The following is a 21,432-nucleotide window of genomic DNA, read 5'->3' on the forward strand; positions in this document are numbered from 1 at the left end:
AATGAAAGCGGTTAATTAAGTGAGGGGGTCATCCACTTGGAGAAAAAAGTGTCAAGCAAATTTATTTTCTTTTTCGGATCCTTTGCAGGCATCTTATTCGGATATGATATTGGTATTATTGCAGGGGCAGAAGGACATATTCAGCAAGAATTTCAGCTCAGCCCATTATGGCTTGGAATTGTCGTCTCTTCATTAATGGGCGGGGCGATTATCGGCTCCATTTTAAGCGGTCTGTTAGGGGATAAATTTGGCCGTAGAAAGCTTATTTTGGTCTCATCCGTTATCTTTTTTGTCGGAGCGATCGGATCAGCTATCGCACCAGAAGAGATTTCATTAACCATTGCACGTATCTTTTTAGGAACAGCCGTAGGAACTGCCTCATCTTTGGTGCCGGCATACATGTCTGAAATTGCTCCTGCTAAAATTCGCGGGAAATTGTCTGGGCTCAATCAGCTCATGATCGTGAGCGGACTATTGCTGAGCTATATTGTTGCATTTGTGTTTGAACCTGTTCCAGACAGCTGGCGCTGGATGCTCGGTAGTGCCGCTTTATTTGCCATCGTACTTTATATTGGGATGCTGAAACTTCCTGAATCTCCGAGATATTTAATTAAGCACGGAATGCCTCATAAGGCACGAGAGGTATTAGGATCACTACGCTCTTCTCGTGAAGAAATCGAAGCAGAGATGCAGGAAATTTTAGAAGTCGCAAAAGAAGAACGCTCTGGTATTCGTGAATTGTTCCAAAAGAAATTTAGAATGGCTCTTTTCATAGGGGTTGGGATGGCGACCCTTCAGCAAATACAAGGGGCGAACTCCATTGTGTATTATGCAACGAGTATTGCTCGGAATGTAGGCCTTGCACCTCAGGTTGCCGCAGGTTTTACAGTCATTGTCGGTGTCATTTTTGTCGTCACCACCGTGATCTTTTTACAATTTGTCGACCGGTTCGACCGCCGAACGATTCTCACCGTAGGGGGAACGGGCATGGCCCTTTCTTTCTTTGCACCAGCCGCATTAGGTGCACTTGGTGTGAGTGAAGGGATTTTAAACTGGGTGACATTGATTTCACTTTGCTGCTTTATCTTGTGCTACGCCTTCTCATGGGCACCGATCACGTGGATCATCATCGGCGAAATCTTCCCGCTTTCTGTCAGAGGTATCGGCGCAGGTATTTCATCTGCCTTTAACTGGACGGGATCGTTAGCCGTCGGACTCGTGTTCCCTATCCTGGCAGATAAATTCAGCTTTGGGGTCATTTTCTCCTCATTTGGTGTCATCTGCTTAATCGGACTATTGTTCACCCGCTTTGTACTAGTTGAAACAAAAGGAAGAAGCTTAGAGCAAATCGAAACCGATATGGCAGCACGAGTATAAAGAAAACCCTCTATCCCGTGTGGATAGAGGGTTTTTTACTCAAGCGTCTGTTTTAGCTCATCTGGCAATAAATCAATCAATTGATCATAAGAAGATAAATCCAGCACTTCAAGAAGCGCATAATATTTTGCATAAACCTCACTCAGCTGATCAGGATGATTCGTTTCATATCGATTCAAATGCAATTGAGTCAGTTCAAGTGCAATGTCCAGCTTGTTTCGTTCGATTGGTTGTGTCGTATTGATCATATCGTTCACCTCGTGTTTGATGATGAGTGGGAAGGTTATGGGGCGGTACCGCAGCTAACCTTATATTCATTTTTCTCGACCTTTTTCGAATAGCAGACAGAAGGTGTCATCCCTGTTTCACTTTTCCAAGCCTGCCAGTAAACATCATAAAGCTGGCCATACTCAGGATCTTTATACTTCGTTTTTTTCAAAATAGCAAAATAGCTTTGGTAAGGGTATCCTTTTTGGTAAATTGATTTCCGGATAGCGCCTTTTTCGGTTGAATTTGTGAAGATCATAGGTGATAGCATTGGAAGAGCAATGATGATGACAATAAATGTCATGAATAAAAAGAGTTTATGTTTTGTTTTCATAGATGTCCTTTCTGCGCAAGATATCATTTGTATAATATGTTAAAAATGACCTTTTGTAAAGAAAGAGAAAACGAGATGAATAGTGGATTTTTTAAAAAATAGACAAGCATCTAATCACAAATGACGTCTCTTACATACGATAGAGTGTAAGTGAAAGACAAATTGAAGGGGTGTTGAGATGAGCCGGAATCGATTAGATGATTTTTTCTTTGGACCTCGCAGAGGAAACCATGGAGAAGATGAAACGGTTGTTTTCCCCACACGTCAAATTGTCAACACAAGAACGAATGAACAAACCATCAGAAAAATTCATCCAACGCATATCACAAACGTCAATAAAAATATCAAAAGAATTGAAAACTACTATCCTGTCACTGAGTCGACTCATAACGAGTATATCGTGAAAGAATACGATTGCGGCAGTGATATCAAAAACCCTTGCTGCCGTCCAGTGAAACGCTGTAAGTGGTAATGAAGGGGGCATCCTTTTATGGGATGCCTTTTTATTTTCAGAAGAAACATTTTGATCAAAATCTCCTTTCAAGATAAAATTGGAAGTATGAATCATTCTGTTGGGGGCGATGTTCTAAATATTCGATTGTTAATTCCAGATGATGCTGAAGAATATGCCGCGTTGAGACTAGAAGCACTACGATGACATCCAGAGGGCTTTGCGATGAGTTATGAAGAAGAGCAAATCGGTACAATAGAAAAATACGCAGCTCGTTTTGCTTCGGTACAATTGATGTGGACCTTTGGCGCCTTTGATCAAGGGAAGCTTGTGGGCATGGTCACGCTCATCCAAGAAAACTTACAGAAATTAAAGCACCGAGCGAATGTGGCAGCGATGTATGTTACAGCGGGTGCCCGCGGAAAAGGAGTAAGCAAGACCTTGATGACAGAAGTTCTTTCATTCGCCGGAGAACGACACGACATCGAGCAAATGTATTTATCAGTCGTGACGACCAATCACTCAGCTAAACGCCTGTATCGCTCTATTGGATTTGAGTCATACGCGCTTGAAGAAAAAGCACTAAAATGGCCAGATCATACATATGCAGATGAGGAAAAAATGGTTTTATTTTTATCATAGTCTGGAGGAGATAGAAGTGGATCAACAAGCCATGTGCATCACATTAGCAGCAGGACCTAATAGTGAACTGGAATCTTTTGCACTGCGTGCAGCACTTGAAAACTTCGGCGCGAACGTCGATATGCATTGGATTGGAAGACCGAATGACCTGATTCATGTGTTATCTGGTAGAAATAGAAGAGAAATAGATTACCTTCTTTTATCGTTTCACGGTGAAGAAGGAGCATTGATCATGCCTGAATTAGGGGAAGATGTATACGAAGATGAGGAGCCTAGAGGCGCTGCTTTTGGAGCGGATGAAATCAAGCAGTATGCTTCATTAAAGGGGATTCACGTCATTTCTACAGGCTGCACACTAGGTGAGAAAAAATTAGCAGATGCCTTCTTAGAAGCAGGTGCCCTGTCCTATATAGCGCCGGATGATTACATTGATGGAGATGCGGCATTTATCTTTGTATTGACTATGCTTTATGAGCGCTTGAACAATACAAAGACGGTCAGAGCGGCTTTTGATCGAGCGAGTTCGATTGATGAAGAAACGAGATTATTTCAACTATATATGCAAAAATAATGATAGGGCTGAGAAATCAAGCCCTTTTTCTATTCCTCTTTTAAAATGTGTCTAAAGTGTGACAAGTTTGTTTTTTGAAAACTAAATTGGGTTCGCACAAAGTCTATCCTACAAACACACGTCATCAAGGCATGACGCCATCACGAGAGGGGAATTATTGTGTCAATGAAATGGAAAATCAGTCTCGTCCTATGCGGACTTGCAATCATCATCGGAATTGCTGCATTTTATCATAATCAGCAGGCAAGTGGGACGGAGAAGAAGAAGGTAGAACCAGATGCGAGCTATAAAGAAGTGGAGATAGTCACCCTCGTGAATGACGGGAGATACATGAGATATGCTGTCAACTATCCGGTCTTTCATCAAGAAAAGCTAGATCAAGAGATGAAAAGATATGCAGAAACAGCGCTAGACAAATTCAAAACATCATTTAGCGAAGCGAGCGATGTCGATGAAGAGAATCGATACGAATTAAATATAGATTACGAGATTATTCATTATGCCAAGCAAACTGCTGCGATTAAATTCAATACATATGAATTGAAAGGCGGAGTAAAAGGCGCACATCAAACGAAGATATTCAATTTTGATTTCAAGAAACAGCATTTTTTATCAATAGATGATTTATTTTTATCAAAGAAAGAAGATCTGCAAAAACTGTCTCAAATGACATTTGAGGAGTTAAAGAAAGATCGTTCTCTTGCTGAAAATGAGCATTTACTCAAGCAAGGAACGTCTCCTGCGGCAGAGCATTATCAGTATTTTGCCATCAAGGATCGTTTTATTGAATTCTACTTTCCAGCAGGGCAAATCGCACCAAGCGAACAAGGCCCTCAAGTGCTGGCGATTAAAAAAACCCTGCTTAAAGGAATGTTAAAGCCTGAATATATTAATAAAGAAAAGAACAAAAATGAGAAAAAAGAACCGATTCCAAAAAGAAAAATCGTAAAACTGCCAAAACAGTCAGCGTTTAATCCAAATCAAAAAGCCATTGCCCTTACGTTCGATGATGGACCAAATCCATCAACGACCTCAAAGATTTTAAATGCCTTAAAAGAAAACAAAGGACATGCGACATTTTTTGTATTAGGCAGCAGGGTTCAATATTATCCCGATATGCTAAATAAAATCAGAAAGGGTGGGAATGAAATCGGAAATCATTCCTATAGCCATCCTTTACTCACAAGACTGCCATTAAAACAAGCCGTCAAACAGGTAGAAGAGACCCAGCAAATCATTGAAAAAGCGAGCGGTTTTACACCGACTCACTTTAGACCGCCATATGGAGGAACAAACGGGCAAATCAACGCGGCTGTCAATATGAAAGTCACGCTTTGGGACGTAGATCCTGAAGACTGGAAATATCGCAACAGCCAGTACGTTGCTAACTACATTCTCACACATGCGTCTAGCGGAGAAACCGTCTTAATGCACGACATCTATGACACCTCGGCAAATGCAGCTGTCACGATTATCAAGGAATTAACCAAACAAGGATATCAATTATTAACAGTTTCAGAGCTTGAGCAGTGGAAGGAATTGCGGGCGAAGAAAGGTGAATTGAATACGTAATGATCATGCGAATCTTAGTGGATTCGCATCTTTTTTTAAAGCCATTTATGAAAATAAAGGGAAATGATGTTAAAATGAGTGTGGAAAGGGAGGGCTTCGGATGGTATTGATGAGGTTGATCAGCCTATATATGCTGACAGCGTTTTGTTTGGGTTTTATCGTCAATTATGTACCTGGTTTGATGCTGCCCATCTATATTATTGCGATGATCGGGCTCATTTTATGTCTCATTCATATTGCTCTGCATTATATTCGTAAAATCAGATATATGTTGCTTCATGAGAAACGGTAAGAATTCTCTAATTGCTTTCTCTAAAAAACTTCCCTCTAAATGAGAGAAGTTTTTATTTTTTCGGTTTTTGATGTTCTAACAGTTGTATGATTTTCTCGTTTGACTTTTTCATTTGTCTTAATAAGGAAACGATATTCCCAGTAAACCCAATGAGGACAATAAGTAAAATGATGATGATCCACATGCTGTGGCCTCCAATCTGCTCACGAATGCTGTTTTGCTTCCTTAACCATTACCTTGTATCAAGGATACCGTATAATGAATGTATTGAAATGAACAGTTCGTGCTATTTATTCGACAATTGATGTGAACAGAGAATGATTGAGGGGGATTCATTTGAAACGAGTAGACGTAGTATCAGCTATTATTTATGATGAGGAAGAAAATATGTTAATGGTCAAAAATGTAAAGGGATATTGGGGACTTCCTGGTGGTGCTGTAGAAAAAGGCGAACACCTGCATCAAGCCGTGATCCGCGAGGTGAAAGAAGAGACAGGGTATGTTTGCAAAGTAAATGAACTTCATTCGGTTCGAGAAGCATACTTTCAAGACAAAAAGCATCATGCGCTGATGATCACCTTCTTTGCCGAAATCACCGGAGGACAAATGAGTATTCTCGATCCGGATCATGATATCGAAGAAGTAAAATGGGTCAGTAAGCAAATCGTTCAAAAGCTAAACCCCAAGCTATATAACTGGCTAAAATTAAACGAAGAATCACAAGCTTTTTATCAATTTGAAGGAAATAGAACAGTTGGATAACAAGTTGATATAGGTATGAAGGAGAGATATGGATGTTTTTATACTACGGCCCCACAGGAGCTCCAGTAGAAAATCCAGAAGAAGAATTCTTGAAAAGAATCTTCTTTCAAGAAGATGAAGAGTATTGGAAACAAGGAAATGGGGAATCTTCCATTGAGATTGAGGGAGATTGGGAAAGTGAAAGTCTAGTTTTCTTTTATACGGAACCGTATGGTTTCTTGATCATGAGGTATCCGAATTTTTTGGTTCCTTTTAAAAAGGGAGAAAAAATTGAAACCATCGAACATTTGGTCGCAGGATCCCCATTGTATGTGCCGTCGTGTAGCTACATCAATCGGGATCAAGCATATCAAATCGTTCATCATTTTTTGACGACAAAAACGTTTCCTGATTTTGTTGAATGGGTCGAGTTGAGAGATATTGATTTTCAGGAGGATATGGAAAGCTAGGGGTGCCAGATGAAAGTGAGTACAGAAGAAAAATTACATAGCTTAGATGAAACTATGCATTTACATGTAGGGTATTATGAACATGGCTTAGATTATGAAGGCGTGTTTTTTAAGAGTTTAGAAACAGGAAGATGGCTCTTGTTTTTTGATCAAAAAAGTTATGGAGTAACACTTTTGAAGGAATATGAGAAGTGGAATGATCTAGGGCTATTGATTGGAGAATATCTGATTGAAGATGACCAAATTGAGGGTGAAGGTCATAAGCTTTTTGAGCGTTACTTAAAAGAAAACAGCATAGTGAGATAAATGGGGATAAAACATGACATAGTTTTCTTTTGTGTATGTGGGCTATATTGTGATGTTCAAATAAAAACAGACCCAACAAGGTCTGTTTTTTTAATAGGAGTTGGGAAAAGTTTGTTTTCACTTCCCCTTCTCCCGCTTCCGCTTCTCCTTCTCCGCCCGGTAAAACTCATGAAACATCTTCATCAGCGCCCGCTTCTCAATACGAGACACATAGCTCCGCGATATCCCGAGCTCCTTTGCTATTTCCCGCTGCGTTTTTTCTTTCTTTAAATCAAGGCCGAACCGGCCGACGATCACTTCTTTTTCCCGGCCGTCGAGAATGTCGATATACTCCTTTACTTTTTCAAGCTCCATGTTGAGCTGAATCGTATCAATCACATCTTCATTTTCGGATTTTAAGACATCAATTAAAGAAATTTCATTGCCTTCTTTATCCTGACCAATGGGGTCATGTAAGGAGACGTCTTTTTTTGTCTTTTTTAGCGCGCGTAAATGCATCAGAATTTCATTTTCAATACACCGCGCCGCATACGTTGCCAGCTTTGTTCCTTTTCCAGAGGAATAGCTTTCGATGGCTTTAATGAGTCCGATCGTCCCGATGGAGATGAGGTCTTCAGCGTCTTCCCCGGTATTTTCAAATTTCTTGACAATATGGGCGACGAGCCGAAGGTTATGTTCAATCAGCATATTTCTTGCGTGTTCATCGCCCTGTGCCATAAGGGCTAAGTATTTTTTTTCATCATCTCCCGAAAGGGGCTGTGGAAAGGCATTGTTTTTGACATAGGACACTAAGAACACCAATTCTTTGACCATCAATCCCATCGCTGTAAATACTCCTGCCACGATTTTCACCTCCACCATGTTTAGGCCACTGCCTATATCCTCAAATGTATGTGAAGGGGGGATTGTCTGTGTCTGTACGATGAAAAAATCATCTTTTTCGAAAAAAACGGGCTTCTGTTCGTCTGTTTTTGCTGCCCTTCTCATATGTTTGCGGTTTCTTTGCGGTGCTTGGCGGTCAAGAAGCGTGCTAAAATATGTAATATTAGACCGAAAAGGAAGGGGTTTTTTCGGAACATGGGGAAGGTTCTATCTTCACATGTAGGTATGAAAATTAATGAATGGTATCGAATGATACGGCAGTTCAGTGTTCCAGATGCGGAAATCCTGAAAGCAGAAGTAGAAGCAGAAATTGAACGGATGGAAGAGGACCAGCATTTACTGATTTATTATCAGCTCATGTGTTTTCGGCACCAGATCATGCTTGACTATATACACCCTTCAAAATATCAACCTTTCTCAGTATCTAATCTTGTCGATAAAATCGAAAACTCCAATCATGAGTTATCTGATATGCTGCATTATTACCATGCATTTTTTCGTGGCATGCATGAGTTTAGTCAAAAAGAATATTTAGAAGCCGTCAAATATTACCGAGTGGCAGAAAAACAGCTGTCTATGGTATTTGATGATATTGAGCAGGCTGAGTTTCATTTTAAAGTAGCAGAAGCCTACTATATTATGAAGCAAACGCATGTCTCGATGCATCATATTTTAAAGGCGCTAGAAATATACGATCAGCATGATGCCTATACTATTCGCATCATTCAGTGCCTGTTTGTGATCTCAGGAAACTACCAAGATTTAAAACGAAAAGATCGGGCACTGCCTCATTTAAAAAAGGCAAAACAGCTCGCATCACAAATCGATCACCCGCGGATATACAGTTCAGCGCTTTATAATTTAGGAAAATGTTACGGGGAGCTGGGCTACCTTGAGGAAGCAGAACGCTATTTAACGGAATCGGCTGATATTGCCTGTAAAGAGAAGCTTCCCACGCTTCCACATACACTCTATACGCTCGCAAAACTGCTTTTTAGACAAAATGAACAAGTAGCAGCACGCCGCATATTAGAAGATGGAAAATTAGCTGCAAAGAAGCATGAAGACCAGCTGTTCTGTCATATGTTTGAGTATCTGGATGCTTTATATGTTCAAGGAATAAATGAAGAACAACTGCAAAAAACCATTGATTATTTGGAAAAACTTAGCCTATACTCTTATATAGAGGATATCTCACTAGAAATTGCGACAGCCTTAGAAGCCTCTCAACAATACCAGAAGTCCAACCAGTATTATCAGAAATTATTATGGGCTCAAAATCAAATCCAAGAAGGAGAGTGTCTGTATGAATTCTAAGCAACGTTCGACAGTTGAAGAGAGAAACCAAACGTGAAACAAAAAGCGGGCCTGATGGGCCGGCTTTTTTTATGTGAAAAAAGAAGTCAGATATGCGGATCGTGACCATGAATGCTGAATGATTCATCAAAAAGCGGGCAATTTAATCTGTAAGAATGTTCTGTGGAGGCGGTCAAATGAGAGGGTTGCATGTCTTGATGTGTATATTGCTGCTATGTGCTTTTGTTCCTAATGAAGTAGAGGCACATACATTAAAACGAGTCGATCTCGAAAAAACGGGACGTGCCTTCTGGGACATGAGAGCGGAACGGAAAAAGATTGCGATCACCTTTGATGATGGACCTCATCCAGTTTACACGAATCAAATATTGGATGTGCTGAAGCAGCATCAAGTAAATGCCAGCTTTTTTGTCGTAGGAAGCCGGGTTCACGCATATCCAAAGATCGCAGAACGGATTGTGGACGAAGGAAATGAGCTTGGCAACCACACGATGAATCATACGTATTTTGACCTGTTATCATCAAAGGAGATCAAGCAGGAGCTAAAAGAATCAGCGGCTCATATCGCTTCACTCCAGCCTGGTGGGCCCTTATTATTTCGTCCTCCTGGCGGCCGCTTGACGATGAAATCTTTCCGCATTTTGTCAAAGCAAGGATATGATGTGGTCATGTGGTCCTTTACGCAAGATCCGAAGGACTGGTCAAGACCAGGCGCACATAAAATTGCGAGCCGTATTATTGATCATATTCAAGGCGGCGATATCATTCTTTTGCATGATGGCGGGGGAAACCGGAAGCAGACGGTCGAAGCACTGAAACAAGTGATACCTGAATTAAAGGATCGAGGATATGAATTTGTCAAAGTGAGCGAACTGCTGCATCATGACAAAGCGTATGTACCTGTTCAACTGCAATAGGAAGTATTCGTCAAAAACAGTCATTCATTGAAACCAAAAGTCTTGTCGTTTACTATATGAAGAGGGCTTTTGGAGGTGAATGTTGTGAAGAAATATGTTGTCCTTTTCATCCTGCTTTGTGTCGCTGCTGGGTGCTCAAAGCCAGAACAAGAAAGTGTCATTGCATTTGGCGACAGCAATACAAAGGGATCAAACTGGGACTTCCGAGATTATCCAACATCTGAAAAATGGGTGAATCTCATGAAAAACGTCGAGCGCGGTCAAATTCAAGTGAAGAACGCAGGGATTGGCGGGCAGACGACTGAAGATGCGAAGCTTCGCTTTGAGCAGGATATTTTAAAGCAGAAACCAACTTACGTCCTTATCATGTTCGGTACGAATGATGCGGCGATTTTAGACGGGAAACATCCCCGAGTGACGAAAAAAAGATTTAAAGAAAATGTATCCTACTTCATTTCTGAAAGTAGAAAAGCAGGCATTACCCCGATTCTCATGACTTGTGTACCTGTTGTAGAAGGCGGAAAAAAGGGCTTGTATTATTACTCTAGGTATAAGTCATCTTATTTTGCTGAGAGAGGCGGGGCAAGAGCTTGGCAAAATTCCTATAATGACATCACGAGAGAAATAGCCAAGGATCAGCAAGTACCGCTTGTCGACAACTGGAAAGCGTTCATCCGAGAAGCTGGTGAAGATAGTGACAATGCGTTGATTCAATCAGGTTTGATCGACCCTTCTGGCAATCATATGACGCCAAAAGGGGCAAGAATCATTTATAACGAAATCAAAGAGCGTGATATCATCAAACATTTTTAAATGATGGCCATCTGCCTAAACAAGACCATCCATTTAGCATAGTCTAACAGTATATCTTCCTAGAAGGAGGTAACTGATATGTGGGGATGCCCTTATCCTTACCCTGCGTGTTCGCCTTATCCAGCTCAAGGAGCAGGAATCGGTTACGCTTTTCTTGTTGTATTCCTTGTGGTTATTTTGGTCGTAGGTGGAGGGTTATGGTTTTGGAATGAACAGCCTTGCAAATAAGACACCTCTTCTTTACTTGAGAAGGGGTGTTTTTTACGGAAAATAGTAGTAAGCCTATAGCGCAAGTGATATAATATCAGTCACCTGAGTTTAAAAAAGAGAATGCTCGGGAGGCATGGTTCCTGTAATATGGAATTAAGAGGAAACAGAGAGCATATGCCCGAGCGAACGTCTTTTCATTTCTGTCTCAATTAATTCAATGAAGTCGCGATTTAAGTTCATTTCATTTGCTTTATAATACGATTCTATAAGTAAATCATCTGACAGCTTTTTCATACTAGAAACCCATATGATGGGAAAAACACCTCCCCTGAAAAAGTTGGCATAAAACTTGAGGAAAAGACATATCATCATAGGTTGATCGAATGTCTCTGAAGTACCTTTAATCTACCATGAATGGGAAACAAGAACAATCGTTCTGTTATCCACATGGTGAAGTGGATAACTTGTGGGTAGAGTGTTTATAATTGAATGAAAGCGTGATGAAATATAGGTGGATAATGTGTGTAAAATTATCCACAACTGTTGAAGGTCCTCGTCATATGTCGAAAACTTTTTCATTGTATTCGATAGACAGACAAATTGTGATTTGATTCGACACTATCGCTGAAAAACCAATGGAAGAAAGGGTGCAAATTGTGCTAAAGAAGTATTTCTTACCGGATGAATTTGTGAAAAGCATTTTCCACATTTCACCGCAAAAACTAAAAGAACGAAATGTAAAAGGAATTATTACCGATTTAGATAACACACTAGTAGAATGGGATCGTCCAAGTGCGACGCCCCGCTTAATTGAATGGTTTCAAGAAATGAAGGATCACGGGATACAAGTGACGATTGTATCGAACAATAATGAAAAAAGGGTCAAGCTTTTTTCTGAACCAGTTCATATTCCGTTTATTTATAAAGCGAAAAAGCCGATGGGAAGAGCTTTTAATAAGGCCGTCGCTGATATGCAATTGAAAAAAGAAGATGTGGTGGTCATTGGGGATCAGCTCATGACCGATGTTCTAGGCGGGAATCGTCACGGCTTCCATACGATTTTGGTCGTCCCTGTTGCTGCCTCAGACGGATTTATCACTAAGTTTAACAGGCAGATTGAACGCAGAATTTTAGGAGCCTTAAAGCGTAAGGGCCACATTCAGTGGGAGGAAGAGTAATAATGGAAAAGGTTGTTTGTATTGGCTGCGGTGTAGCCATTCAGACGGAAGATAAAGATCAATTAGGATATGCGCCGGCAGCATCTCTATTGAAAGAAGATGTGATCTGTCAGCGCTGTTTTAGGTTAAAGAACTACAATGAAATACAAGATGTTTCTTTAACAGAAGACGACTTTTTAAATATATTGCACAGTATCGGAGAGACAGATTCTCTGATTGTCAAGGTCGTTGATATTTTTGACTTTAACGGAAGCTGGATTAATGGGCTGAGTCGTATTGTCGGTGGTAACCCGATTTTACTCGTCGGCAACAAAGTAGATATTTTACCGAAATCCGTGAAAAAAGATCGTTTAATTCATTGGATGAAAAGGGAAGCGAAAGAAAACGGATTGAACCCGATCGATGTTTTCTTAATCAGTGCAAGCAGAGGTCAGGGCGTACCTGAGGTGATGGAAGCGATCGATCATTACCGCGAAGGAAGAAATGTCTATGTCGTCGGCTGTACGAATGTTGGGAAATCCACATTTATCAATCGAATCATCAAAGAAGTATCTGGTGAAGAGAACGTGATCACCACATCCCAATATCCAGGTACAACACTTGATGCCATTGAGATCCCGCTTGATGACGGATCTGCTCTATTTGATACGCCGGGCATTATCAACCGTCATCAAATGGCGCACTATGTCAGCAAAAATGACTTGAAGATCTTAACGCCGAAAAAAGAATTGAAACCGAGAACGTTCCAATTAAATGAAGCCCAAACGCTTTATTTTGGCGGGCTTGCTCGATTTGATTATGTAAAAGGCGGCAGAACGTCATTTGTCTGCTATATGCCAAATGAGCTGAACATACACAGAACAAAGTTAGAGAACGCAGATGATTTATATGAAAAGCATGCAGGGGAATTACTATCACCTCCATCAAAAGAGGGGATGGAAGATTTTCCTCCACTCGTTCCACATACCTTTACCATTGATCAGCCGAAAATGGATATCGTCTTCTCAGGCTTAGGGTGGATCACGGCAAATGATGCAGGTAAGCAAATTAAAGTCTATGCGCCAAAAGGCGTGCATGTGTTTATGAGACGTTCGTTAATTTAAATGTTCAGAGGGGGGAGAGACCTTGAAACCTTTATACGGAGTAATCGGTAACCCTGTTGGCCATTCAATGTCTCCGGATATTCATAATGCAGCATTAAAGGATGCTGGAATTGATGGACATTATCATGGCTTTCAAGTAGAAAATGATGACCTGAAAGATGCCATTAGCGGTATGAAAGCCTTAGGAATCAGCGGCTTTAACGTCACTGTTCCGCACAAGGTAGACATCATGCAGTACCTGGACAAAATTGATGTGACAGCTGAACGCCTGCGTGCAGTCAATACGGTGCGGCTCGAAGGAGGTCAACTCGTCGGGTACAACACAGATGGGGAGGGCTTTCTTCATTCATTGCTTGAAGCCTTGGATCAGCCTTTATCAGAGCTGTCATTTCTAATGATTGGTGCTGGCGGAGCGGCAAATGCGATTTATACGACAATCGCTGACTATGCACCGAAAAGCTTTGATATCACCAATCGTACCATTGAAAAAGCGGAGGCTTTAATTGAAAGTGCAAATGGGAACTTCACTTCTAGTGCCATTACATTAAAGACGGCGGAAGAGCAGCTTGGGGAATATGATGTCATCATCCATACAACCTCAATTGGTATGCACCCGAATGTTGAAGAAACCCCGATTTCTTTAGCAAACACAAAAAAAACAGCGGTTGTTTGTGATATTGTGTATAATCCAATAGAAACAAAACTGCTCAGAGAAGCAGCCGGGTTAGGTTTGAAAACAGTAGATGGTGTCGGCATGTTTGTTGGACAAGCAGCTAGAGCCTTTGAACTGTGGACAGGCATCGCGCCTGACGCAAGAAAAATGAAGTCAATTGTGATACAGAAATTAGGAGGAACACCATGTTAAAAGGGAAACAAAAACGTTTTTTACGTGCAAAAGCACATCATTTATCACCTATTTTTCAAGTAGGAAAAGGTGGGGTAAATGACAATATGATCAAGCAAATTTCCGAGGCGCTTGAAGTAAGAGAACTGTTAAAGGTCAGCATATTACAAAACTGCGACGAGGACAAAACGGAAGTTGCGAAAGCACTTGTCAAAGGTGCAAAAGCTGAACTTGTTCAAACGATCGGAAATGTGATTGTCCTTTATAAAGAATCGAAGGAAAATAAACAAATTAAGCTGCCGTAAAGGTGGATGTGATATGAAAAAAATAGGGTTGTTCGGCGGTACGTTTGATCCTCCTCATAATGGGCATTTGCTGATGGCAAATGAAGTGCGTTTTCAAGTAGGGCTTGATGAAATTTGGTTTATCCCAAATCACAAGCCTCCTCATAAAACAGACCGGAAGCGAGCAGATAGTCGTCACCGGGTGAAAATGGTGGATGCGGCGATCCAGTCAAATCCACATTTTCGATTGGAGCTCATTGAAATGGAGCGAGAGGGTCCATCTTATACAGTAGATACGGTGGAGCTTTTAAAGAAGCATCATCCTGAAGATGAGTTCTTTTTTATGATTGGAGCGGACATGGTCGAGTATTTGCCAAAATGGCATCGGATAGATGATTTGCTTCAGATGATTACTTTTATTGGGATGAAAAGACCGGGTTATACCCGAAATACGACATATCCTCTTTTATTTGCAGATGTTCCAGCTTTTGATGTATCATCGACATTGATTAGGCAGCGAATCATGCAGGAAAAACCTGTCGATTATTTGATACCGAAAGCTGTTGAGCGTTATATAAAGGAGCATCACTTATATGAATCGTGAAGAAGCATTAAGCTGTGTCAAAGAGCAGTTAACAGAGCATAGATATACACATACACTCGGGGTTATGGAGACAGCTATTTCTTTAGCGGAACGGTTCGGTGCAGATGTGAAAAAAGCAGAGATCGCCGCTATTTTTCATGATTATGCGAAATTTAGACCAAAGGATGAAATGAAGGGGATTATCCAGCAGGAACAGATGAACCCTCTATTGCTGGAATATTCGCCCGAGCTTTGGCATGCCCCGGTTGGTGCCTATTTGGTTAAAAAGGAAGCAGCTATTAACGACCAAGATATTTTAACGGCCATTGAATTTCATACATCAGGCAGACCAAACATGACATTACTTGAAAAGGTCATTTATGTCGCTGATTATATCGAACCAGGACGTCATTTCCCTGGTGTTGAAGAAGTAAGAGAGTTAGCAGAGCAAGATTTAGATAGCGCACTGATTCAGTCACTAAAAAACACGATCAGCTTTTTATTGAAAAAGAACCAGCCAGTCTATCCAGATACGCTTGCGACTTACAACTCACTTGTGCATAAGAACAATTAAGGAGGAATTTGGATGGATTCATCATCAATTTTAAACGTCGCGGCAGGAGCATGCGATGATAAACGGGCTGAGGATATTATTGCCCTTAATATGCAAGGAATCTCACTTGTTGCCGATTATTTTCTCATTTGTCACGGGAACTCTGATAAACAAGTGCAGGCCATTGCAAGAGAAGTAAAACATCTTGCAGAGGAAAGCGGAATCGAAGTGAAGAAGATGGAGGGCTTTGATGAAGCAAGATGGGTATTGATTGATCTTGGTGATGTCATTGCTCATGTGTTCCACAAAGAAGAAAGAGGATACTACAACCTAGAGAAGCTATGGGGAGATGCGCCGAGAGAAACGCTTTCACTTGGCATTAACTCATGATTTATCAAGGGTTTGCAGGTGTGTATGACGAGCTCATGACACATGCACCTTATGATGAATGGGTTCAGTGGATCCAGCAGAATATCAAACCGAATGCTGCCATTATTGATGTTGGCTGTGGAACTGGAGAGATTTCTCTTCGGTTAGCTGAAAAGGGTCACGCAGTCACAGGAATTGACCTCAGTGAAGAAATGCTGGTTTTCGCGCAGCAAAAAGCACAGGCGAAAAAGCAGTCCATTCAATTTTTACATCAAGATATGAGAGAGCTGACGGGTTTTGAGCAAGTCTTTCAAGCGGCGGTTATATGCTGTGATTCCTTGAATTACTTAAAAAACGAAAATGACGTCAAAAAAACCTTTAAAAACATGTTTCAGCTTTTAGAGGCAGATGGGGTTTTACTCTTTGATGTTCATACTCCTTATAAAATGGAAGAGGTATTCCCAGGTTCGACTTATGCCGATCAAGATGAAGAGATCAGCTATATTTGGCAGAGTGATAAAGGGGATGACATGTATTCGGTCATTCACGATTTAAGCTTTTTTGTAAAGGACGGAGACGTGTATCAGCGTTATGATGAGACACATGAACAGCGTACATTTCCATTTGAGACCTATGCGGCGTTCCTTGAGTCCGCTGGCTTTGAACAAATAGAAGTGACCGCTGATTTTACAAATGAAGCGCCTGGGGAATTCGCCGAAAGATATTTCATTTCAGCTAAGAAGCCAAAAACCATCGTTTAATGGAACGATGGTTTTTTAAAACCCTTTTTTCGCTTGTTGCAGAGTTGATTAATTTCTGCGATCATCAGTAAACACACTTGGCGGATATTGATGCGCAACCGCTTCAAGATCTTCATCGAATTTTTCATGAGTGTTTTGAAAAAGGCGGTGGAACATATCTTGAACACCTGCTTCAAGTGCTTTAATCCCTTCACCCGTAACGCCGCCTTTTACACACACTTTGTCTTGTAGTGTCGGAAGGGTATAGACTCTTTTTTCAATCAAACGGCCAAGCCCTACAAGCATATCTTCTGATAAGGTGGTGGCTTCTTCTTTAGAAATATCTGTTTCTTCAACGGCTGCTTCAATCATTTTCTGAACGAGGAAGCTGATAAAGGCAGGACCGCAGCTGACGATATCTGACGCCGCTCTTGTAATCGAATGATGAATTTCAATAGGTGTTGAAATGCAGGAAGCTAATTGTCTTAACGCTGTTTTCGTCGCGACATTACATGACGATCCAAATGTTAAAAGTGACGCACCTGATAAAGCGCGGTTCGTAATGCTTGGAATCAGCCTGGCTGTTTGACAAGGAACGATATCCTGAAGCTGTTCAGGATGAACCGGACTTGTAATGATGACAATGGTTTGGTGCTCTTTTAAAAGAGGGCTCAGCTCTTTTAAAAGAGGATAAATATCAAGCGGCTTGACACAAACAAAGATGAAATCTTTATCCATGACAGCTCCTGTAAGCTGTTTTGTTACTTCAAGCTCTGGGTGGTTCTTTTTTATATTGAACGCTTTTTCTATGGTCCGGTTTGTAATGGTGATGGATGAGGGATTGACTGCCTTTGATTCAATAAATGCCTCAGTAAGTATGGTACCCATGTTTCCTGTACCGATTATCCCGATATTCAAACGTTCTCCCTCCTTAGGCGCATAGGATCTGTTATCTTCTAAACAGTATGTTGAGCAATAGAAAAATATGATTGAAAGAAGCGTGAGCACGTGAAGCGACTCATTCCATTGAAAAAATACAGTCTTTATATCGGAGCTGGGCTCATGGGCGCGATCATCATCACTTTCTTCCTTTTGGCAGGAAATAAGGGGAGCACTAGAGAGCCAAGTGTATTGAAGGGCGATCAAGACAAACAAGTCACATTAGAAAACAAACAAGAAAAGACCGATAATGAATCATCCTCCATTTTTGTGGAGGTCAAAGGGGCTGTAAAAAAGCCAGGTGTTTATACGTTTCAATCTGATGCACGGGTAGAAGAAGCCATTCGAAGAGCAGGAGGTTTTACTAGTAAAGCAGACACGATTGAAATTAATCAAGCAGCAAAATTAGAAGACAGTATGATGATTTATGTCCGGAAGCAGGGAGAAGCAGAGAGAGAGGCACAAACAGCAGGTGCAGACGCTCCATCGGGTAATGAAAAGAGTCAAGGTGTCAATGTGAATCAGGCTGATGCAGCGGAATTGCAAACCATTAATGGAATAGGGCCAGCTAAAGCAGAAGCCATCATTACGTACAGAGAGGAGCACGGAGAATTTCAACAAATTGAAGATTTGCGGAACATTTCAGGTTTTGGGGAGAAGACCATTGAACGGCTGAAAAATGAATTGACCGTTAAGTAGAATTGACGGTATAGAAGGAAGGCATGTACACTTAATACCAACCATCATTCTGGAGGGATCAGCTCGTGGAAAGAATTTCATGGAATCAATATTTTATGGCGCAAAGCCATTTGCTTGCTCTGCGAAGCACCTGTGAGCGGTTAGCTGTTGGGGCGACCATCGTCAGAGACAAGCGTATCATTGCAGGGGGATATAATGGCTCAATTGCTGGTGATGTCCATTGTGCAGATGTGGGATGCTATGTCATTGATCATCACTGCGTTCGCACCATCCATGCGGAAATGAACGCTATTTTACAATGTGCCAAATTTGGTGCACCAACAGCCGATGCTGAAATATATGTCACACATTTTCCTTGTTTGCAGTGCTGTAAAGCCATTATTCAAGCAGGTATTCGAACCGTTTACTATGCAAAGGATTATAAAAATCACCCATATGCCATTGATTTATTTGAGCAGGCAGGTGTTCAAACGGAACAAGTTGAACTCGATGAAATGATCATCGACTTAAAAAATCAAGAAAAATTAGCCTTTGTTGCAGATCTAATTGGCAAACTAAGTGAATCAGGACTTAGTGAATCAGAAATTCGCAATATGCATGAGAAGGCGAATCAATTATTTACTTCCTATGTTTAATTATTTGCCGTTTGGGGCAATTTCAGCAGCTGTTGGAATTGCTCTGGCTGCATATCATCTTCATTTGTACTTCCTTCTCTTTCTTCTCATCATCTTCCTTCTCAGCCTACTGAAAAAAATCCCCAAACTCTTTCTCATGATCAGCCTATGTGGAGCCGTCTATACTCTTATTTTTATGGTTCATGAGTTTTTTGAAACGGATCAACCTGTTCAAGAAAAATTCTTTTCCGGCTCTGTTGTGATTGAAACGATTCCGAAAATAGATGGCAATCGTTTTTCGGCAACTGTGTCAACAGAAGATGACCGGCTAGCCGCTTTCTATACCATTCAAACAGAGCGTGAAAAAGAGACGTTAAAAGACGTAGAGCCAGGTATGAGCTGTCATATGACAGGTGATGTTCGACCGCCTAAACAAGCAACCATTCCTAACGGGTTTCAATACGATCAATTTCTACAATCAAAAGGCATTCGCGCTATTTTCTTACCGCAGTCAATCAAAGGCTGTACAACAAATGATCGTCCTTCCTATTATCTTCAAAAGATGAGGCAAAAGGGCTTAAAATTCTTAGAAGATCATGTGCCGAAAAACTCTGTAGGTATTGTACAGGCTCTTATTTTTGGAGACCGTGATTTGATTGATCCTGACACGCTAAGAGACTATCAAATGCTCGGTATTATTCATCTGTTAGCGATCTCAGGACTGCATGTGCAAACGCTTCTTGCCTGTTTATTTTGGTGTCTGCTTCGTGCCGGTGTGACAAGAGAGACAGCGCGTCTTCTTCTATTATGCTTTCTTCCTGTTTATGCTTGTTTGACAGGTGCTGCACCATCAGTTTTAAGAGCTTGCCTTATGGCAGGAATCTATTTAGTGATGACAAGCCTGCCAAAAGAAATGAAACAGCCTTCTGCTGTCGTATTAAGCGCAACGTTTTTATTCTTATTAGCGATTCATCCTCTATATCTATTCGAGATCGGATTTCAGCTTTCATTCGTGGTTACGTTTTTTATTTTGTTATCGACCAGAATCTTATCGCAAGCGAAAAGCGCCGTGATGCAGTTGTTCCTTGTCTCATTTGTTGCACAGCTTGCCTCGCTTCCTGTTCTTTTATATCATTTTCAGCAATTTTCTTTGCTGAGCATCCCATTGAATATGATATTTGTCCCTTTTTATACAACAGTTGTCCTGCCTCTATCCTTACTCTTTTTTCTTTTGTCTATCATTTATCTTCCGCTTGGACAAGTGTTGTTCCAGTTGCTTGATTCGGTCATCCAGCTAAGTCATCAGTTGTCAGCACATATGGCAGTTTTTGATGGGGTCAACCTGATTTTTATGAAATCGACTTGGTGGCATATTCTGCTTGAAGTGAGCGCCATTGTTTTTTTGCTGTTTGTGATGGAGTGCAAAATGTCCGTGAAATCCTATGCCGTGCCGATTATATTACTCATCGGTGTCTTGAGTGCACACTATTTCACCCCGAATTTTCTCCAAAAAGGGGAGGTCACGATGCTGGATGTCGGACAAGGGGATAGTTTGTTTATTCAGCTCCCTTACCGAAAGGGACATCTACTTGTGGACACAGGTGGCAGACTTTCTTTTGATGATGAACCATGGAAAAAAAGACGTAAAGTGTCTACGATCGGTGAACAAACACTAATCCCGTTTTTGCATTCTAAAGGTATAGCAAAACTTGATGTGCTGATTCTCACGCATGCAGATCAAGACCACATGGGAGAAGCAGTTCGTTTAATCAAACGAAATAAAGTAAAGCGGCTAGCCATACCAAAAGGTTTTGCCCGAAGTCCAGAAGATGCAAAGCTGCTAAAAGAAGCAGCTGAAAAAGGGATTATGATTGATGAATTAGAAAGAGGAGATCAGCTCCAAGTTGGAGAGCACATATTTGAGGTTCTTCACCCTTCGCAACACCGGGTGACAAGTAAGAACAATGATTCACTTGTTCTTACTTTTAATCTTGGCGGGAAACGGTTTCTGTTCACTGGAGATCTTGAACATGAAGGGGAACGAGATATTATAGAAGCCTATCCTCACCTGCAAGCAGATGTCTTAAAGGTTGGGCATCATGGGAGCAAAGGGTCAACAAGTGATGAGTGGCTTCGGCATCTGGAGCCGTCGCACGCACTCATTTCGGCTGGTGAACGCAATCGTTATCAGCATCCTCATCAGGAAGTCTTGAAAAAACTAAAGGATCATCAAACGAAGGTGTACCGCACAGATCAAGACGGAAGTGTGACCTATGGATTTCTTGAGAAGGAAGGAACGTTTTACACGCATCCTCCATATGATATCTTACAAAAACAATAAAAAAACTGCCAAAACGGCAGTCA

31 protein-coding genes are annotated in these 21,432 nt (G+C 41.1%); 25 read left to right on the forward strand and 6 right to left on the reverse strand.

The window, feature by feature from the left end; translation table 11 throughout:
- The first annotated feature begins 36 nt into the window (after positions 1-36).
- Positions 37-1,377: a sugar porter family MFS transporter gene (locus QRN39_RS08270; RefSeq protein WP_050943716.1), complete on the forward strand. Its 1,341-nt coding sequence runs from the start codon at positions 37-39 to the stop codon at positions 1,375-1,377.
- A 35-nt stretch (positions 1,378-1,412) separates the two neighbouring features.
- Here QRN39_RS08270 and QRN39_RS08275 read toward each other — a convergent pair whose 3' ends face one another.
- Positions 1,413-1,625: a hypothetical protein gene (locus QRN39_RS08275; protein ID WP_003216677.1), complete on the reverse strand. Its 213-nt coding sequence runs from the start codon at positions 1,623-1,625 to the stop codon at positions 1,413-1,415.
- 35 nt (positions 1,626-1,660) lie between these two features.
- Positions 1,661-1,978 carry a hypothetical protein gene (locus tag QRN39_RS08280; protein WP_253622410.1) on the reverse strand — a complete coding sequence of 106 codons (318 nt, stop codon included), beginning with the start codon at positions 1,976-1,978 and terminating at the stop codon, positions 1,661-1,663.
- A 178-nt stretch (positions 1,979-2,156) separates the two neighbouring features.
- Here QRN39_RS08280 and QRN39_RS08285 point away from each other — a divergent pair, with 178 nt between their 5' ends.
- The 6 genes from QRN39_RS08285 to QRN39_RS08310 all read left to right on the forward strand — a co-directional run bounded on the left by QRN39_RS08285 (position 2,157) and on the right by QRN39_RS08310 (position 5,506).
- Entirely contained in the window at positions 2,157-2,450 is a 294-nt protein-coding gene (locus tag QRN39_RS08285; protein WP_003216648.1) for a CotD family spore coat protein, read from the forward strand.
- An 18-nt stretch (positions 2,451-2,468) separates the two neighbouring features.
- Complete coding sequence (locus QRN39_RS08290; RefSeq protein WP_284906834.1) at positions 2,469-2,636, forward strand: hypothetical protein; 168 nt, start codon at positions 2,469-2,471, stop codon at positions 2,634-2,636.
- An 18-nt stretch (positions 2,637-2,654) separates the two neighbouring features.
- On the forward strand, positions 2,655-3,071 hold the full coding sequence (locus QRN39_RS08295; protein ID WP_284906835.1) for a GNAT family N-acetyltransferase: 417 nt from the start codon (positions 2,655-2,657) through the stop codon (positions 3,069-3,071).
- Positions 3,072-3,102: 31 nt separating this feature from the next.
- The gene (locus QRN39_RS08300; protein ID WP_284907256.1) at positions 3,103-3,642 is read left to right on the forward strand and encodes a delta-aminolevulinic acid dehydratase; all 540 of its coding nucleotides are present in this window, start codon (positions 3,103-3,105) and stop codon (positions 3,640-3,642) included.
- A gap of 159 nt (positions 3,643-3,801) precedes the next feature.
- On the forward strand, positions 3,802-5,214 hold the full coding sequence (locus tag QRN39_RS08305; protein WP_284906836.1) for a polysaccharide deacetylase family protein: 1,413 nt from the start codon (positions 3,802-3,804) through the stop codon (positions 5,212-5,214).
- A gap of 100 nt (positions 5,215-5,314) precedes the next feature.
- Positions 5,315-5,506 carry a hypothetical protein gene (locus QRN39_RS08310; protein WP_284906837.1) on the forward strand — a complete coding sequence of 64 codons (192 nt, stop codon included), beginning with the start codon at positions 5,315-5,317 and terminating at the stop codon, positions 5,504-5,506.
- Between the two features lie 52 nt (positions 5,507-5,558).
- Here the strand turns inward: QRN39_RS08310 and QRN39_RS08315 are convergent, their stop codons facing one another.
- On the reverse strand, positions 5,559-5,690 hold the full coding sequence (locus QRN39_RS08315) for a hypothetical protein (protein WP_267875469.1): 132 nt from the start codon (positions 5,688-5,690) through the stop codon (positions 5,559-5,561).
- A 152-nt stretch (positions 5,691-5,842) separates the two neighbouring features.
- Here QRN39_RS08315 and QRN39_RS08320 point away from each other — a divergent pair, with 152 nt between their 5' ends.
- Genes QRN39_RS08320 through QRN39_RS08330 form a run of 3 tightly spaced genes read left to right on the forward strand, consistent with a single transcriptional unit; the run spans position 5,843 to position 7,023 of the window.
- Positions 5,843-6,268, forward strand: a complete 426-nt coding sequence (locus QRN39_RS08320; RefSeq protein ID WP_212046776.1) for an NUDIX hydrolase — start codon at positions 5,843-5,845, stop codon at positions 6,266-6,268.
- A gap of 32 nt (positions 6,269-6,300) precedes the next feature.
- Positions 6,301-6,717, forward strand: a complete 417-nt coding sequence (locus QRN39_RS08325; protein WP_284906840.1) for a hypothetical protein — start codon at positions 6,301-6,303, stop codon at positions 6,715-6,717.
- A gap of 9 nt (positions 6,718-6,726) precedes the next feature.
- Complete coding sequence (locus tag QRN39_RS08330) at positions 6,727-7,023, forward strand: DUF3986 family protein (RefSeq protein WP_284906841.1); 297 nt, start codon at positions 6,727-6,729, stop codon at positions 7,021-7,023.
- A gap of 117 nt (positions 7,024-7,140) precedes the next feature.
- Here the strand turns inward: QRN39_RS08330 and sigK are convergent, their stop codons facing one another.
- Entirely contained in the window at positions 7,141-7,869 is a 729-nt protein-coding gene (sigK, locus tag QRN39_RS08335) for an RNA polymerase sporulation sigma factor SigK (protein WP_034738387.1), read from the reverse strand.
- Positions 7,870-8,100: 231 nt separating this feature from the next.
- Here sigK and QRN39_RS08340 point away from each other — a divergent pair, with 231 nt between their 5' ends.
- From QRN39_RS08340 to QRN39_RS08355, 4 genes are all read left to right on the forward strand, one after another.
- Positions 8,101-9,222: a Rap family tetratricopeptide repeat protein gene (locus QRN39_RS08340; RefSeq protein WP_050943725.1), complete on the forward strand. Its 1,122-nt coding sequence runs from the start codon at positions 8,101-8,103 to the stop codon at positions 9,220-9,222.
- Between the two features lie 176 nt (positions 9,223-9,398).
- On the forward strand, positions 9,399-10,139 hold the full coding sequence (locus QRN39_RS08345) for a polysaccharide deacetylase family protein (protein WP_050943726.1): 741 nt from the start codon (positions 9,399-9,401) through the stop codon (positions 10,137-10,139).
- Between the two features lie 84 nt (positions 10,140-10,223).
- Positions 10,224-10,952: an SGNH/GDSL hydrolase family protein gene (locus QRN39_RS08350; RefSeq protein ID WP_284906842.1), complete on the forward strand. Its 729-nt coding sequence runs from the start codon at positions 10,224-10,226 to the stop codon at positions 10,950-10,952.
- A gap of 78 nt (positions 10,953-11,030) precedes the next feature.
- Positions 11,031-11,180 carry a hypothetical protein gene (locus QRN39_RS08355; RefSeq protein WP_003217499.1) on the forward strand — a complete coding sequence of 50 codons (150 nt, stop codon included), beginning with the start codon at positions 11,031-11,033 and terminating at the stop codon, positions 11,178-11,180.
- A 135-nt stretch (positions 11,181-11,315) separates the two neighbouring features.
- On the opposite strand, the gene QRN39_RS08360 is transcribed toward QRN39_RS08355, so the two are convergent.
- A complete protein-coding gene (locus QRN39_RS08360) occupies positions 11,316-11,456 on the reverse strand; it encodes a sporulation histidine kinase inhibitor Sda (RefSeq protein ID WP_003217327.1) in 141 nt (46 codons plus the stop codon).
- Positions 11,457-11,818: 362 nt separating this feature from the next.
- Between QRN39_RS08360 and QRN39_RS08365 the strand changes: the two genes are divergently transcribed.
- Genes QRN39_RS08365 through QRN39_RS08400 form a run of 8 tightly spaced genes read left to right on the forward strand, consistent with a single transcriptional unit; the run spans position 11,819 to position 16,837 of the window.
- The gene (locus QRN39_RS08365; protein WP_034620856.1) at positions 11,819-12,340 is read left to right on the forward strand and encodes a YqeG family HAD IIIA-type phosphatase; all 522 of its coding nucleotides are present in this window, start codon (positions 11,819-11,821) and stop codon (positions 12,338-12,340) included.
- A gap of 2 nt (positions 12,341-12,342) precedes the next feature.
- Positions 12,343-13,443 carry a ribosome biogenesis GTPase YqeH gene (yqeH, locus tag QRN39_RS08370; protein WP_044139444.1) on the forward strand — a complete coding sequence of 367 codons (1,101 nt, stop codon included), beginning with the start codon at positions 12,343-12,345 and terminating at the stop codon, positions 13,441-13,443.
- A 22-nt stretch (positions 13,444-13,465) separates the two neighbouring features.
- Positions 13,466-14,308 (forward strand): shikimate dehydrogenase, encoded by an 843-nt coding sequence (gene aroE, locus QRN39_RS08375; RefSeq protein ID WP_284906843.1) that lies wholly within the window; start codon positions 13,466-13,468, stop codon positions 14,306-14,308.
- Entirely contained in the window at positions 14,302-14,592 is a 291-nt protein-coding gene (gene yhbY / locus QRN39_RS08380; RefSeq protein ID WP_003217501.1) for a ribosome assembly RNA-binding protein YhbY, read from the forward strand. Before aroE ends, yhbY begins: the two co-directional genes overlap by 7 nt.
- 13 nt (positions 14,593-14,605) lie before the next feature.
- Positions 14,606-15,175 (forward strand): nicotinate-nucleotide adenylyltransferase, encoded by a 570-nt coding sequence (locus QRN39_RS08385; protein WP_003217492.1) that lies wholly within the window; start codon positions 14,606-14,608, stop codon positions 15,173-15,175.
- Complete coding sequence (yqeK, locus tag QRN39_RS08390; RefSeq protein WP_003217386.1) at positions 15,165-15,728, forward strand: bis(5'-nucleosyl)-tetraphosphatase (symmetrical) YqeK; 564 nt, start codon at positions 15,165-15,167, stop codon at positions 15,726-15,728. The genes QRN39_RS08385 and yqeK overlap by 11 nt, the downstream gene beginning before the upstream one ends.
- Positions 15,729-15,740: 12 nt before the next feature.
- The gene (rsfS, locus tag QRN39_RS08395; RefSeq protein ID WP_003217467.1) at positions 15,741-16,097 is read left to right on the forward strand and encodes a ribosome silencing factor; all 357 of its coding nucleotides are present in this window, start codon (positions 15,741-15,743) and stop codon (positions 16,095-16,097) included.
- Positions 16,094-16,837, forward strand: coding sequence for a class I SAM-dependent DNA methyltransferase (locus tag QRN39_RS08400; RefSeq protein ID WP_106032744.1), 744 nt, complete (start codon positions 16,094-16,096; stop codon positions 16,835-16,837). The genes rsfS and QRN39_RS08400 overlap by 4 nt, the downstream gene beginning before the upstream one ends.
- 48 nt (positions 16,838-16,885) lie before the next feature.
- Here the strand turns inward: QRN39_RS08400 and comER are convergent, their stop codons facing one another.
- Positions 16,886-17,734 (reverse strand): late competence protein ComER, encoded by an 849-nt coding sequence (comER, locus tag QRN39_RS08405; protein WP_003217379.1) that lies wholly within the window; start codon positions 17,732-17,734, stop codon positions 16,886-16,888.
- Positions 17,735-17,824: 90 nt separating this feature from the next.
- Between comER and QRN39_RS08410 the strand changes: the two genes are divergently transcribed.
- From QRN39_RS08410 to QRN39_RS08420, 3 genes are all read left to right on the forward strand, one after another.
- Positions 17,825-18,454: a helix-hairpin-helix domain-containing protein gene (locus tag QRN39_RS08410; protein WP_284906844.1), complete on the forward strand. Its 630-nt coding sequence runs from the start codon at positions 17,825-17,827 to the stop codon at positions 18,452-18,454.
- A 65-nt stretch (positions 18,455-18,519) separates the two neighbouring features.
- A complete protein-coding gene (locus QRN39_RS08415; RefSeq protein WP_003217422.1) occupies positions 18,520-19,089 on the forward strand; it encodes a ComE operon protein 2 in 570 nt (189 codons plus the stop codon).
- Positions 19,082-21,409 (forward strand): DNA internalization-related competence protein ComEC/Rec2, encoded by a 2,328-nt coding sequence (locus QRN39_RS08420; protein ID WP_335363888.1) that lies wholly within the window; start codon positions 19,082-19,084, stop codon positions 21,407-21,409. Before QRN39_RS08415 ends, QRN39_RS08420 begins: the two co-directional genes overlap by 8 nt.
- The last annotated feature ends 23 nt before the right edge of the window (positions 21,410-21,432 follow it).

Origin of the sequence: Bacillus sp. lyk4-R2A-2 (genome assembly GCF_030209735.1) — a bacterium.
Classification (GTDB): Bacteria; Bacillota; Bacilli; order Bacillales; family Bacillaceae; genus Bacillus; species Bacillus pumilus.